This window comes from Micromonospora sp. NPDC005291 (assembly GCF_040607415.1).
Taxonomy (GTDB): domain Bacteria; phylum Actinomycetota; class Actinomycetes; order Mycobacteriales; family Micromonosporaceae; genus Micromonospora.
The window spans coordinates 218,153-231,010 of the sequence record NZ_JBEXGR010000001.1; the positions used below are offsets into that span (position 1 = coordinate 218,153).

At 72.6% G+C, this 12,858-nt stretch carries 13 protein-coding genes and 5 tRNA genes; 8 read left to right on the plus strand and 10 right to left on the minus strand.

Annotated elements, in window-relative coordinates:
• Positions 1-79: 79 nt before the first annotated feature.
• A complete protein-coding gene (locus tag ABZT18_RS00915; protein WP_354993424.1) occupies positions 80-1,075 on the plus strand; it encodes a nitroreductase in 996 nt (331 codons plus the stop codon).
• Positions 1,076-1,172: 97 nt separating this feature from the next.
• Complete coding sequence (locus ABZT18_RS00920; RefSeq protein WP_355250200.1) at positions 1,173-2,849, plus strand: GAF domain-containing sensor histidine kinase; 1,677 nt, start codon at positions 1,173-1,175, stop codon at positions 2,847-2,849.
• Positions 2,850-2,869: 20 nt separating this feature from the next.
• On the opposite strand, the gene ABZT18_RS00925 is transcribed toward ABZT18_RS00920, so the two are convergent.
• Complete coding sequence (locus ABZT18_RS00925; RefSeq protein ID WP_030336079.1) at positions 2,870-3,508, minus strand: response regulator transcription factor; 639 nt, start codon at positions 3,506-3,508, stop codon at positions 2,870-2,872.
• Positions 3,509-3,730: 222 nt separating this feature from the next.
• Here ABZT18_RS00925 and ABZT18_RS00930 point away from each other — a divergent pair, with 222 nt between their 5' ends.
• Positions 3,731-4,708: a nitroreductase gene (locus ABZT18_RS00930; protein WP_355250090.1), complete on the plus strand. Its 978-nt coding sequence runs from the start codon at positions 3,731-3,733 to the stop codon at positions 4,706-4,708.
• Between the two features lie 36 nt (positions 4,709-4,744).
• Here the strand turns inward: ABZT18_RS00930 and ABZT18_RS00935 are convergent, their stop codons facing one another.
• The 4 genes from ABZT18_RS00935 to ABZT18_RS00950 all read right to left on the minus strand — a co-directional run bounded on the left by ABZT18_RS00935 (position 4,745) and on the right by ABZT18_RS00950 (position 6,751).
• Entirely contained in the window at positions 4,745-5,740 is a 996-nt protein-coding gene (locus tag ABZT18_RS00935) for an NAD-dependent epimerase/dehydratase family protein (RefSeq protein ID WP_355250092.1), read from the minus strand.
• Positions 5,741-5,816: 76 nt separating this feature from the next.
• A complete protein-coding gene (locus ABZT18_RS00940; protein ID WP_355250094.1) occupies positions 5,817-6,464 on the minus strand; it encodes a TOPRIM nucleotidyl transferase/hydrolase domain-containing protein in 648 nt (215 codons plus the stop codon).
• Between the two features lie 93 nt (positions 6,465-6,557).
• Positions 6,558-6,632 (minus strand) — tRNA-Val (locus ABZT18_RS00945).
• 46 nt (positions 6,633-6,678) lie between these two features.
• Positions 6,679-6,751: transfer RNA gene (locus ABZT18_RS00950), tRNA-Gly, on the minus strand.
• Positions 6,752-6,902: 151 nt separating this feature from the next.
• Between ABZT18_RS00950 and ABZT18_RS00955 the strand changes: the two genes are divergently transcribed.
• On the plus strand, positions 6,903-7,145 hold the full coding sequence (locus tag ABZT18_RS00955) for a DUF6458 family protein (RefSeq protein WP_091400768.1): 243 nt from the start codon (positions 6,903-6,905) through the stop codon (positions 7,143-7,145).
• A gap of 123 nt (positions 7,146-7,268) precedes the next feature.
• On the opposite strand, the gene ABZT18_RS00960 is transcribed toward ABZT18_RS00955, so the two are convergent.
• Positions 7,269-8,084: an isocitrate lyase/phosphoenolpyruvate mutase family protein gene (locus ABZT18_RS00960; RefSeq protein WP_355250097.1), complete on the minus strand. Its 816-nt coding sequence runs from the start codon at positions 8,082-8,084 to the stop codon at positions 7,269-7,271.
• A 70-nt stretch (positions 8,085-8,154) separates the two neighbouring features.
• Between ABZT18_RS00960 and ABZT18_RS00965 the strand changes: the two genes are divergently transcribed.
• Positions 8,155-9,135 (plus strand): DUF5937 family protein, encoded by a 981-nt coding sequence (locus ABZT18_RS00965; protein WP_354993419.1) that lies wholly within the window; start codon positions 8,155-8,157, stop codon positions 9,133-9,135.
• A gap of 87 nt (positions 9,136-9,222) precedes the next feature.
• Here the strand turns inward: ABZT18_RS00965 and ABZT18_RS00970 are convergent, their stop codons facing one another.
• Entirely contained in the window at positions 9,223-9,804 is a 582-nt protein-coding gene (locus ABZT18_RS00970) for a TetR/AcrR family transcriptional regulator (protein WP_354993418.1), read from the minus strand.
• Positions 9,805-10,033: 229 nt separating this feature from the next.
• Between ABZT18_RS00970 and ABZT18_RS00975 the strand changes: the two genes are divergently transcribed.
• Positions 10,034-10,492, plus strand: a complete 459-nt coding sequence (locus tag ABZT18_RS00975) for a winged helix-turn-helix domain-containing protein (RefSeq protein ID WP_354993417.1) — start codon at positions 10,034-10,036, stop codon at positions 10,490-10,492.
• A 97-nt stretch (positions 10,493-10,589) separates the two neighbouring features.
• Here the strand turns inward: ABZT18_RS00975 and ABZT18_RS00980 are convergent.
• The 3 genes from ABZT18_RS00980 to ABZT18_RS00990 form a co-directional block, all read right to left on the minus strand.
• A tRNA-Val gene (locus ABZT18_RS00980) sits at positions 10,590-10,664 on the minus strand.
• A 13-nt stretch (positions 10,665-10,677) separates the two neighbouring features.
• Positions 10,678-10,748: transfer RNA gene (locus ABZT18_RS00985), tRNA-Cys, on the minus strand.
• A gap of 35 nt (positions 10,749-10,783) precedes the next feature.
• Positions 10,784-10,856, minus strand: a tRNA-Gly gene (locus ABZT18_RS00990).
• A gap of 388 nt (positions 10,857-11,244) precedes the next feature.
• On the opposite strand from ABZT18_RS00990, the gene ABZT18_RS00995 reads away from it, so the two are divergent.
• Complete coding sequence (locus ABZT18_RS00995) at positions 11,245-11,847, plus strand: TetR/AcrR family transcriptional regulator (RefSeq protein WP_354993416.1); 603 nt, start codon at positions 11,245-11,247, stop codon at positions 11,845-11,847.
• An 82-nt stretch (positions 11,848-11,929) separates the two neighbouring features.
• Positions 11,930-12,511: a TIGR03086 family metal-binding protein gene (locus ABZT18_RS01000; RefSeq protein WP_354993415.1), complete on the plus strand. Its 582-nt coding sequence runs from the start codon at positions 11,930-11,932 to the stop codon at positions 12,509-12,511.
• The last annotated feature ends 347 nt before the right edge of the window (positions 12,512-12,858 follow it).

The following is a 12,858-nucleotide window of genomic DNA, read 5'->3' on the forward strand; positions in this document are numbered from 1 at the left end:
GCATGTCACAGGATGGAGCGGCGAGCCACGCACGAACCGCGCGGTGAGGCACGATGGGCAGAGACGAAAGGTCGTGAGAATGAGTCAGGAAAGTCAGGTGGCCACCGCGCTGGCGGAGGCTGCCGCGACCGCCGGCCACGCCCCTTCGGTGCACAACACCCAGCCGTGGCGGTGGCGGGTGCTGCCCGACGCGCTGGAGCTGCGCTCGGTCGCCGACCGGCAGCTCGCCGCCACCGACCCGGAGGGCCGACTGCTCGCGATCAGCTGTGGCACCGCCCTGCACCACGCCCGCTTGGCGCTGGCGGCCGAGGGGTGGCGCGCCGTGGTGGAGCGGCTGCCCGACCCGGGCGACAGCGAGCTGCTGGCCCGACTGACCGACCTGAGCCGGACCGCGGCCGACCCGGACGCCATGCGCATGGTGCAGTGCATGCAGATCCGACACACCGACCGGCGGCCGGTCAGCGACGAGCCGGTGCCGTCCACCGCGATCAAGGAGATCATCCAGGCGGTCACCGCCGAGGGCTGCCGGCTGCAGATCCTCGACCACGACCAGATGTTGGAGCTGGCCGCCACCGCCGGGCACGCCGACACGGTCGAGGCCGAGGATCCGGAGTTGCGCGCCGAGCTGGCGTACTGGACCAGCCGTGCCGGCGACGGCACCGGCCTGCCGCCGGAGGTGCTGCCCGAGCAGCCTCCGCAGACCACCGTGCCGGGCCGCGACTTCGGCCGCCCCGGCAGCCTGCCGGTCGGTCCCGGCCACGACCGCATGGCGATGTACGCGATGTTGCACGGCGACGAGGACGAACCGGACAGCTGGCTGCGCGCCGGCGAGGCGCTCTCCGCCGGCTGGCTGACCGCCACTCGGCTCGGCGTGTCGGTGGTGCCCCTCAGCGCGGTGGTGGAGGTGCCCGGCACCCGGCAGACGCTGCGCCAGCTCCTCTCCGGGATCGGCTTCCCGTACATCGTGCTGCGGTTGGGCATCGCGGACCCGGAGCACGCGGGTCCGCCGCACACGCCGCGGCTGGCCACCGCGCAGGTGGTCGACACCTCCGCGGTCCGCTCCGAGCAGGGCTGACGAGTCTGACCCCGAGGGAAACCGGAGCTACCATCGCCCGGTGACCAGCAGCGTGCCGCACCCCCGTCAGGAACCGCCAGCGACCCCGTCGCTCGGGCTGAGCCCGCTGTCACGTGTGCGCCTCGACGAGCTGCTGCAGGAGATGCTGGTCCGGGTCGGCGAGGTGGTCACCAGCCGGGAGCGGCTGCGCGCCCTGCTCGACGCGGTGGTCAGCATCGGCACCGACCTGGATCTGCGCACCACCCTGCAACGCATCGTGGAGGCGGCCTGCGAGCTGGTCGGCGCCCGGTACGGCGCGCTGGGCGTGATCGGTCCGGACCGGTTGCTGTACGACTTCATCGTGTACGGCATCACCCCTGAGCAGCACGAGCAGATCGGTGACCTGCCACACGGGCGGGGCGTCCTCGGCCTGCTCATCGACGACCCCCGGCCGCTGCGGATGCCGGACATCACCCAGCACCCGCTCTCGTTCGGCTTCCCGGCCAACCACCCGCCGATGCACAGCTTCCTGGGGGTGCCGGTCCGCATCCGCGACCAGGTGTTCGGCAATCTCTACCTGGCGGAGAAGCAGGGCGGCGCGCAGTTCACCGAGGACGACGAGGAGATCGTCGTCGCGCTCGCCGCCGCCGCCGGCGTCGCCATCGAGAACGCCCGCCTGTACGCCCTGGCGCACCGGCGGGAACGCTGGCTCGCCGCCACCGCCGAGATCACCACGGTGCTGCTCGGGGAGGTACGCCGTACCGACGCGTTGGCGTTGGTCGCCCGCCGCGCCCGGGAGGTCGCCGAGGCGGAGCTGGCGCTGGTGCTGCTCTACGACACCGACAGCGCGCAGTTCACGGTGGAGGTGGTCGACGGCGCCGACGAGCAGGCCCGAGGGCTGGTCGGCGCGGTCCTGCCGTTCGCCGACACCAGCTTCGGCGCGGCCGTCGTCAAGGGCCAGCACGACCAGGTGGACAATCTCGCGCACGCCGCACCGTGGCCGGCGGTGCTGGACACCGGGCCGGCGGTGATCTCACCACTGACCACCGCCGAGACCCTGCACGGCGTGCTGGTCGTGGCACACCGCCCCGAGCGCGGCGGTGGTGCCAGCGAGGAGGACGTGGCCCTGCTGGGCAGCTTCGCCGGGCAGGCGGCGCTGGCCATGGAGCGTGCCCGTGGCCAGGAGGAGCGGGAGCTGCTGGTGGTCCTGGAGGACCGCGAACGGATCGCCCGCGACCTGCACGACGTGGTGATCCAGCGGCTCTTCGCCACCGGCCTGCAACTACAGAGCGCCGCGCCGATGATGGCCCGCCCGGAGGTGGCCAAGCGGATCAACGCGGCCGTCGACGACCTGGACGCCACCATCCGGGACATCCGCCGGACCATCTTCGAGCTGCGTACGCCCATGACCGCGGCGCTGCGTACCGAGATCCGTGAGGCGATCGAGGTGGCCGCCGAGTCGCTGGGCCACAAGCCCCGCCTGGAGCTGACCGGGCCGGTGGACAGCGCGGTCCCGGACGCGGTCCGCCCGGACCTCACCGCCGTGCTGCGCGAAGCGCTGTCCAACGCGGTCCGCCACGCGCGGGCCAACCAGGTCACCGTGGCCGTACGCGTCGACGGCGGCCACGTCACCGTCACCGTCACCGACGACGGGGTGGGCTGCGACCCGGCCGCCGCCCGGGGCGGGCTGGTCAACCTGCGCGAACGCGCCGAACGTCACGCCGGCACCTTCACGGTCCGCCCGGTCGAGCCGCACGGCACCGAGGTGAGCTGGTCCGTGCCGCTACGCGACTGACCTGACCCACGAGGGTCGGGTCAGGGGGTCTTGCCGAGCAGGCGGGTGGCCAGGACGGCGGCCTGGGTGCGGCGCTCCAGACCCAGCTTGGCCAGCACGCTGGAGACGTAGTTCTTCACCGTCTTCTCCGCCAGGAACATCCGCCCGGCGATCTCCCGGTTGGTCAGCCCCTCCGCCACGTACTCCAGGATTCGCCGCTCCTGCTCGGTGAGCGACTTCAGCTCGCGCGGCTGCTCGACGCCGTTGCGGATGCGCTCCAGCACCCGGGTGGTGATCGCCGGGTCGAGCAGCGACTGACCGGCCGCCACCCGGCGCACCGCGTCGACCAGGTCGGTGCCACGGATCTGCTTGAGCACGTACCCGGCGGCACCCGCCATGATCGCCGCGAACAGCGCCTCGTCGTCCTCGTACGAGGTGAGGATCAGGCCCTTGATGGACGAGTCGACGGCGCGGACGTCGCGGCACACGTCGATGCCGTTGCCGTCGGGCAGCCGTGCGTCGAGGATCGCCACGTCGGGCCGCAACGCCGGGATACGCCGGGCCGCCTCCTGCGCGGAGCCGGACTCGCCGACCACCTCGATGTCGCCGCTGCTCTGCAGCAGGTCGGCCAGGCCACGGCGGACAACTTCATGGTCATCGAGGAGGAACACGCGGATCATCCCTCGTTTCTACCCGCATCGTGCGTCAAGTGCACGGGCCGAAGGTCCCGACCAGGCCGAACCGAGGTCCGGGGCGGTGGCGATCGAACCCGCGCAGGGCGGTCGGGTCCGACGAATCGGGACGTACGGCCCTGCTGGTCACCCACCCGGCGGGCGGAGTGTAGGGGTGGCCAGCGGTCGCGGCGTTCTCCGCCGCCGGCCCACCGCGAAGGGAGCACCGCCATGGACATCGTCGGCTATACCGCGGACCACCTGCGGGCCGCCGCCGTGGACGCGGTCCGGGCACCGTCGTTGCACAACACCCAGCCGTGGCGGCTGCGGCTGCGCGACGGCGGCATCGAGGTGCTGGCCGACCCGACCCGCCGGCTGCCGGCGACCGACCCGAGCGGCTGGGGTGTCCGGATCGCCTGCGGCGCGGCGCTGTTCAACCTGCGGATGGCCCTGGCCGTGGCCGGCGTCCCGGCCCGGGTGCGGCTCCGGCCCGACCCGGCCGAGCCGGACCTGCTGGCCCGGCTGGTGCCGGACATCCCGTGCCGACCCTCCCCCGCCGAGCAGAGCCTGTACGCGGCCATCCCCCGCCGGTTCAGCAACCGGATGCCGTTCTGGCCCGACCCGGTGCCGGCCGACGCCCGGTGGCGGCTCGGCGAGGCGGCCCGTGCCGAGCAGTGCTGGTTGGAGCTGCTGATCGGGGTGAGCGCGGTCTCCGCGTTCGGCGAGATCGCCCGCAGCGCGCACCGGGTGCTGGAGCGGGACCCCGCGTACCGGGCGGAGCGCGAGCGGTGGCTGCGCCGGGAGCCCGCGCCGGACGGCGTACCCGCCTCGGCCGGCGGCCCCCAGGGTGAGCCGCAGGACCTGCTGCCGACGCGTGGCTTCGGTGGGCGTGACCGGGCCTCGGGGCGGGACTTCGAGCCGGAACCCCTGGTGGGGGTGCTCGGCTCGGTGGGCAACACCGCCGTGGACCAGGTGATCGCCGGCCAGGCCCTGCAGCGGCTGCTGCTCACCGCCACCGATGCCGGGCTCAGCGTGTCGATGCTCTCCCAGCCGATCGAGGTGCCCACCGCACGGGAGCAGCTGCGGCTGTCACTGGGGCGGTTCGGCACGCCGCAGATGGTGCTGCGGATCGGGTACGGCCAACCGGGCCGGCCGACCCCCCGGCGGGGCGTAGCCGAGGTGCTGGACCTGCCGGTGGTGCGGAGCTGAGCCGGCACCTCACACCGTCGACGGCGAACGCCCCGTTCAGGCCATGAGCAGCTCCGCCTCCCGGGCGGCGTCCAGCCCCACCGGCTCCCGGGCCGGCCGACCGGCGCGCGGCGGCACCGACCCCACCGCGCGCAGCCAGCGCCAGGTGTCGGCGGCGGTGTCGGCCACCGGGCGGCAGGTCAGCCCCGCCGCGTACGCCTTCTGCACCCCCCGCTCCTGCATCCACCGGAACTCGTGACCCTTCGGAACCCAGATGGGCAGGTCGTTCCACGGGACCACGCCCGCGGCCAGGATCGGCGCCGGGTCGGTCCAGCGCAACCGGGCGTCGGAGCCGGTCACCGCCACGACCGCTTCGAGCAGCTCACCCATCGTGGTGTGCCCCGGTTGGCTGATCACGTTGAACGCACCGCCGACCCCCTCGGCGGCGCGGTCCAGCGTCCATGCGGCCAGGTCGCGCACGTCGATGTACTGCACGGGCAGATCCGCCGGGCCGGGCGCGAGCACGTCCCCGCCTCGGGCCACCCGCTGCAACCACCAGGGCAGCCGGCCGATGTCCTCCCCCGGCCCGAGGATCAGCCCGGCGCGCACCAGCAGCGCCCGCTCGCCGAAGACCTCCGTCGCGGCCAGTTCCCCGCCCGCCTTGCACTCCGCGTAGTCTCCCCCGGTGGCATCGGCGGCAGCCGTGTCCACAGTGGGCGCGTCCTCGCCGACCTGCGGCGGCACCGGCAGGGCGTAGACCGAGCCGCTGGAGATGTAGGCGTAGTGCGGGACCGCACCGACCAGCGCGCGAGCCGCGTCCCGGACCGCCCGCGGGGCACTGTCCCAGGTGTCGACCACCAGGTCCCATTCGCCGCCGGCCAGCGCCGCCAGGCCGTCCGGCGCCGTCCGGTCACCTCGCAACCGCTGGACGCCGGGCGGGACCGTGCCGTGCATCCCCCGGTTGAACACGGTCACCGACCAGCCACGGCGGACCGCCTCGGTGACCGTCGCCCCACCCACGAAACCCGTCCCGCCCAACACCAGCAGTCTCATGCGCTCCACCCTGCCGGCACGGGACGGCAGACGACGCCCCTGTTCACCGGTAGCGGATCTGCCCGTGGCAGAACCGTCAGGTGAGCAGCTGGTCCAACGGCCGCGGAAAGCCGCTCGGGTCGAGGGCGCGCACGAGCGCTCGGGCGTAGCGGGCCTTACGGCCGCTCATCGTGCCCATGAAGCGGCGTAGTTGCCGCTCGATCGGCCGCCCGCGCTGCGCGGGCTGGTTCTGGAAGATCCGGAACCTGGCCAGATCCCGCTCGGCGGCGATGACCCGCTCGACGCCGGAGCTGCCGAGCGCACGGATCAGCTCGTCCTCCAGGTCGGTCACGCACACGTGGAAGCCGAGCGCCTGCATCGTCGAGCGGGACAGGCCGGTGCCGAAGCCGGCCTGCTCCAGCCCCCGCCGGAAGAAGCCCTCCTCGGCCTCGTCGCAGAGCCCTCGTACGGTCAGCGCCAGCCCTTGCGCCCCGAAGAGCCGCAGGTAGCGAGCGACACCCATCGCGCCACCGATCGGGACGACGCACACGCCCTCGCCGGCCAGGTCGCGGTCACGCCGCTCGGCCAGCGTCTCCACCGCACACTGATCGCTGAACCCCTCGACGAGCACGACCACACGCAGGTCGCCGGCCAGTTCACGGGCCACTGTGGCAGCTGCCGCGGCGTCCGCGCCGCCGGCGGCCCACGTGTGCACGGCGGTTCGGAAGCGGTCCGGCTCTCGCACAGGTCAGAGTCTCGCAACGGCCGACGAGGACCGCCACCGGATTGTGAACGGGAACGGCTCGTCACCGGGTCTCCGGTAACGAGCCGTCTTTTCTGGTGGGCGATACTGGGTTTGAACCAGTGACCTCTTCCGTGTCAGGGAAGCGCGCTCCCACTGCGCCAATCGCCCGTGGTGACCGCCCGACCCGGAAGCCAGGCCCTCAGGGCAGATCGCGAGCGGACGACGGGATTCGAACCCGCGACCCTCACCTTGGCAAGGTGATGCGCTACCAGCTGCGCTACGTCCGCACGTCCCCGACAAGCGTCGGCGACAGGTGAACTCTACCCGATGCCAAGATCGCTTGGCCCGGCACCCTGCGGCGGTCGCGATTGCGCTGGTCGACAGTGGGGTAATGAAGAACCTCGACAGCGCACCCCCATCCCCCTTAAGGAGGCTGTCGTGGGTATCGGCACCAGCATCTTCCTGATCGCGCTCGGCGCGATCCTCACCTTCGCGCTCGACGCGAGCGTCGGCGGCATCAACCTCGACGTGGTCGGCTGGATTCTGATGGGGGCCGGCGTGCTCGGCCTGATCATGACCACGCTGATCTGGGGTCGCCGCCGCCAGGTGGTCACCACCACCGAGCAGCCGGTGGAATACCGGCAGGTCGAGGAGCGGCGGGACATCGCTCCGCCGCTGTGACACGACCAGCGTCCATCGCCAGCGGATCACGCGATCTCGGGCCGGCCACCTCGATGAGGGTGGCCGGCCCGTCGCACCCGTGCACGCCGCAGGAGGCTCCGAGCACGGCGCAGCCCGCAGTGCTCACCGCATCAGCGCGTTGAGCGTGCCGTAGTCGAGGGCGTTCGCCAGCGCGCCGTACGTGCCCGCACCGAGCGCCTCGTCCGCCGCGCGGCGGGCAACCGCGTACGCGGCCTCCGCGACCGACGAGCCGAGGCTCACCCGCGCCACCCCCAGCCGGGCCAACTCCCCCACCGAAGGCGCACCCGGGCCGGCGAGCACGTTCAGCGGCGCCGGCACCGCCTGCACCAGCGCGCGGATCGCCACCGGGTCGACCACACCGGGCACGAAGATGCCGTCCGCGCCGGCCGCGAGATAGGCGGTGGCCCGGGCGACGGTCTCGTCGACGTCCTCAGCGCCGCTGAGGAACGTGTCGATCCGGGCGTTGACGTAGAGCGGCAGCCCTGCCGCGTCGGCCGCGCCCCGCACCGCGCGGATCCGGGCACACTGGTCGGCCACGTCGCGCAACGGCGCGCCGGCCTCACGTCGGGCGTCCTCGACGTTCACGCCGACGGCACCGGCATCGAGCACCGCGCGGGTGGTCACGCCGACCTCCTCCGGTGTCGCACCGTACCCGGACTCGATGTCCGCGGTGACCGGCAGCGACACCGAGGCGGTAACCCGGCCGACCAGGTCGACGGCCGCGTCGCGGCCGAGGACGTCGCCGTCGGGTACACCCAGGCTCCAGGCGACACCGGCGCTGGTGGTGGCCACCGCGCGGGCGCCGGCGGCCGCCACGATGCGGGCGCTCGCGGCATCCCAGGCGTTGACCAGGACCAACGGTGACCCGGGGATGTGTAGGGATCGGAACAGTTCAGCTCGGGTGTGGTGTTCGCTCACCCGGCAAGTCTCGGCTGGCCACGACCCCGGCGGTAATGTTTCAGTCCCAGCTGAATCCACCGGGGGTGCCGTGGTCGCCATCAGCCTGTCGGCGGGTGCCGTCGCCCGCATCCGGTTCGCCGTCTCCTGCCTGTGGGAGGCCGTCGCGAGCGTCCGGGTGCTGCGCGACCCCGGGGACCACGCGGTCCACCTGCCCTGGGTACGCCGGGTCCGTCCACCGCTGGTCGAGGCCGGGTTGGTCGGCCCGGACGGCGGGCTGCTCTGGCAACTGGTGCCGGCCCCGCACGGCTACCTGGCCGATTTCCTCACCCCGCCGCCCACCGGCCTCATCCCGGACCTGGCGGCCGAACTGACCGCCCTGCGGGCCACCCCGGCCGGCCTCGTCCGCGCGCACCTGGACCTGTACCCGGGCGAGCGCACGCCGGCACTCGCCGCCCTCTACGCCGACCCGCCGGCCGGGCTGCGCCGACTGACCGATGAGATCGAGGCGTACTGGCGGATCGCCCTCGCCCCGGACTGGCCACGGCTGCGGCTGCTGCTCGACGCGGATGTCACCGCCCGCGCCCGCCTGCTGGCGGAGGACGGCGCGGCGGTGCTCCTCAACGACCTGCACCACCAGGTCCGGTGGGAGGCCGACACCCTGCTCGTCGCGCAGCGGCACTGCCTGGCCCCGGACGTCGCGGACGGCCCGGGCCTGGTGCTGGTCCCGTCGGTCTTCGTCTGGCCGTCGGTGCTGAGCGTGTCCGCCGGGGACGCGCCGCAGCTCGCCTATCCCGCCCGTGGGCTCGGCACCCTCTGGGAGCGCCCGAACGGCGTCCCGGAAGCGCTGGCGGCCGTGCTCGGCCGCGGGCGGGCCCGGCTGCTCACCGAGTTGACCTCGCCGGTGAGCACCACCGAGCTGGCCCGGCGTAGCGAGATGTCGCCCGGCGGGGTCTCCCAGCACCTCACCGCGTTGCGCGCGGCGGGTCTGGTGGTGACCCACCGGCGGGGCCGGACGCTCCTCAGCGCCCGCACCGACCTCGCCGAGGCGCTGCTCTCCGCGACCGGGTAGGCCGTGGTGCGCCAGCGCGCTCCGGTGCCGCTGACGGCGTCAGAAGTCGATGACCAGCCGGCCGCGTACCCCTACCTGGTCGTGCGGTCAGCCCAGGCAGGTGAGCGCGACCTCGGCGTAGCGCGTCAGCGCGGCTCGGTCCGGGCTGATGGCACCCATCACCCGCAGACCCTGGAGGCTGGTCACCAGGAAGCCGGCCAGGTCACTGGCACTGCGGTCGGCGGGGATCTGGCCCCGCAGCTGCGCCTCGGCGAGCAGGTCGTAGAGCGCCGACTCCAGGGACTGGGTGGTCGAGCGAAGCCGCTCGGCGACCCGCACGTCCTGGTGCGCCCGTTCCATCGACGCCCCGACGATGAGGCAGGAGAGGTGCCGACCGTCGCCGGTGACGTCGTCCACCGTGCCGACGAACACCTCGCGGATGACCGCTCGCGCGTCGTTGCCCGAGCGCAGCAGGTCGACCATCGGTGCGGCGTAGCGCTGCCGGTACAGGTCGAGCACCGCCAGGTAGAGGCCGTCCTTGCTGCCGAACGCGGCGTAGATCGAGCCGCTGCCCAGACCGGTCGCCTCCGAGAGGTCGCGCATGGAGGTGCCCTCGTAGCCCTTGCTCCGGAACACGTCCATGGCGGCGGTGACCGCGGCGTCGAGGTCGAACTCACGGGTACGTGCCATGCCTGAACGCTACCCGCTATCTGGAACGATCGACAAAGTACCGCCGGTCACAGGTGCCGAAACTTGACCTTCTGAACCGGTCCGCGAGGCGATGGCCGGCCTGACCAAACCATTGACTATGGGGGTCAGACAGCGTTGTCTTTCACGTGGCGCCTGGTGAAGGAGAGCAGTGGTCCAAGACGTTTCTCTCGTGTTCTGCGTTAGCGCTGACGTATCGGTGCGTGAACGAATGGTCCGACGGCTGAACGGGCTCGGCACCCTGGTGATCTGCACCGACCTCGCAGAGCTGCAGGCGATGATCGGCCCGCCCATGATCGGCGCACCAGCCCCGCTCCTCGGCCCCGCGACCACTCCGGCCGCCGCTCCACCAGCCGGCATCCCCGTCGCCGGTCGGATCAGCATCCGCGACCTCGACATCGATCCGCTCGACCATCTGGTGACCTGGCGCGGACAGCCGCTGGCCCTGACCCGCCTCGAACGCAACCTGCTCACCCAGCTCGCCACTCCACCGGTCGGAGTCTGGACGTACGAGAGGCTCTTCGAGTCGGTCTGGGGCTGTGCGTACCTCGGCGACACGTCGATCCTGCACTCGGCCGTGAAGCGGTTACGCCGCAAACTGCGCGCGGCCGATGACACCCTGAGCGTGCACACCGTACGCGGGATCGGTTACCGGCTCAGCGTGACCTGAGGCCGCGCCCAGGGGGACCAGTCCGCGCCCGGACGACACAAGCGAAACGGCTCGCCACCGGAGATCCGGTAACGAGCCGTCGACCTGCTCATCCAACTGGTGGGCGATACTGGGTTTGAACCAGTGACCTCTTCCGTGTCAAGGAAGCGCGCTCCCACTGCGCCAATCGCCCGTGCTTGTTGCCGAGGTGGGGACGGGATTTGAACCCGCGTACACGGCTTTGCAGGCCGTTGCCTCGCCTCTCGGCCACCCCACCGAGGTTGCCCCCGTCATTACGTGGCGGCAGCTCCGAGCGGACGACGGGATTCGAACCCGCGACCCTCACCTTGGCAAGGTGATGCGCTACCAGCTGCGCTACGTCCGCACGCCCCCGGACGTTCCCGGGTGACGGATGAGAACTTTAGCCGAGCCGGTGAACGACTGCCAACTCGGGGTCGCCTCGGCGCGTCCCACCGAGGAAGGGGCAGGATCGGGGTCACCGTCGGCGGGCTTCCTAGGGGGCTGGCCTGGTGTCCCCGACCTGCTGTTGACGTCACACTCCGGCATCGCCGGTTCATGATCACCAGCCCGGCGCCGGACGCCGGCCGGTCGACCTCTCCGCGCTCCGGCCAGTGGTAGCCGACCTCGACGAACGCTCCCAGGAGAACGATCCACGGCACCCCGAGGAAGTGTCCGGCTTCCGACTGTCGCGTCGCGGATCGGACGGTAGCGGTAACTGTTCGTGTTCAGTCGGATGGGTTACGGTAACGGTCGTGACGAGACGTGCGGCCGAGATCCGCCTGGATGCCCTGCTGCGCACCGCCTGTGACGTAATTGTGGAGCGCGGGCTGGCCAACACCCGGACAGCGGACGTGGCGCAGGCCGCCGGCGTGAGTCAGGCGTTGGTTTTCTACCACTTCGCCACCAAGGACCGGCTGCTCGCGCAGGCTTTCGCGTACGCCGTCGAGCAGGATCTGGCCCGGTTGGACGCCGTGACCCGCTCCTCGGCCCCACCGCTGACCAAGCTACGCCGGATCCTCAAGCTCTACACCCCGGCCGGGCGGGCAACCTCCTGGTCAATGTGGATCGACGGCTGGTCCGAGTCGCTGCGTACCCCCGAGCTGGAGAAGGTCTCCCGCCGGCTCGATCTGCGCTGGCGACAGGACCTGGCCGCGGTGATCTCCGCCGGGGTGGCCGAGGGCACCTTCCAGTGCGCCGACCCGGACGGGGCCGCCTGGCGGATCAGCGCGGTGATGGACGGCCTTGCCGTACAACTCGCCGTGCACGACCGGGTGATCTCTCGCCGGCAGTTCGGCGAGTGGGTCCGGCTGGTCACCGCCCGGGAGCTCGGCCTCGACCTGGCCGACCTGGACTGAGCCGGGCGGCCAGTCACCGATCCCCCACACCAGGCCGGGCAAAACGGCTCCGCCCGCCCCGCCGACCGGAACAATCGGCAGCATGGATCTGCTGGAGGCGTACCGCCGGAGCCTGGCCGAGTTCATCGACCGGGTGGACCAGGTCGAGCCCGGCCAGTGGTCCGACCCGACACCCTGCCCGGACTGGGACGTGCGCGCGCTGGTCAACCACGTGGTGAGTGAGGACCGGTGGAGCGTCCCGCTGCTCGCCGGCCGGACCATCGACGAGGTCGGCGACCGGCTCGACGGCGACCTGCTCGGCGCCGACCCGATCGCGGCGGCGCGGGAGGCGGCCGCGCAGGCCGAGATCGCCGCCACCCATCCGGGCTCGATCGACCGCACCGTGCACCTCTCCGGTGGCGACGCCCCGGCGGCGGAGTACCTCCAGCAGCTCCTCGCCGAGCACCTCGTGCACGGCTGGGACGTGGCGGTGGCGATTGGGGTGCAGCCGCGGCTAGACCCGGACGCGGTGCACGCGGCCACCCAATGGTTCGCCGGCCAGATCGACGCCTACCGGCGCAACAACCTGGTCCAGACCGGGGTACGGGTGTCCGACGACGCCGACGAGCAGGACCGTCTGCTGGCCGCCTTCGGCCGCGACCCGGACTGGGCGCCGGGCGACTGAGCACGCGCGTCGTGCCGGGCGACTGAGCACGCGCCGCGTGCCGGACAACTGAGCACGCGCCGCGTGCCGGGCGACTGAGCACGCGCCGCGTGCCGGACAACTGAGCACGCGCCGCGTGCCGGGCGACTGAGCACGCGCCGCGTGCCGGGCGACTGAGCACGCGCGTCGTCACCTGCGGCGGTGGACGTTGGCCGCTCGGTCCACGGCACCGCTCGGGCCTCGGCGGCTCTCCCAGCGCGGGCCTTCACCGTCAGGGGCACTGGCCCGCATTCCGCGGAGTCGTCTGCGGACAGCCAGGGCACCGCGTAGCCACCAGGCCCAGGCACCGCCACCGGCCCGCCAGAGGG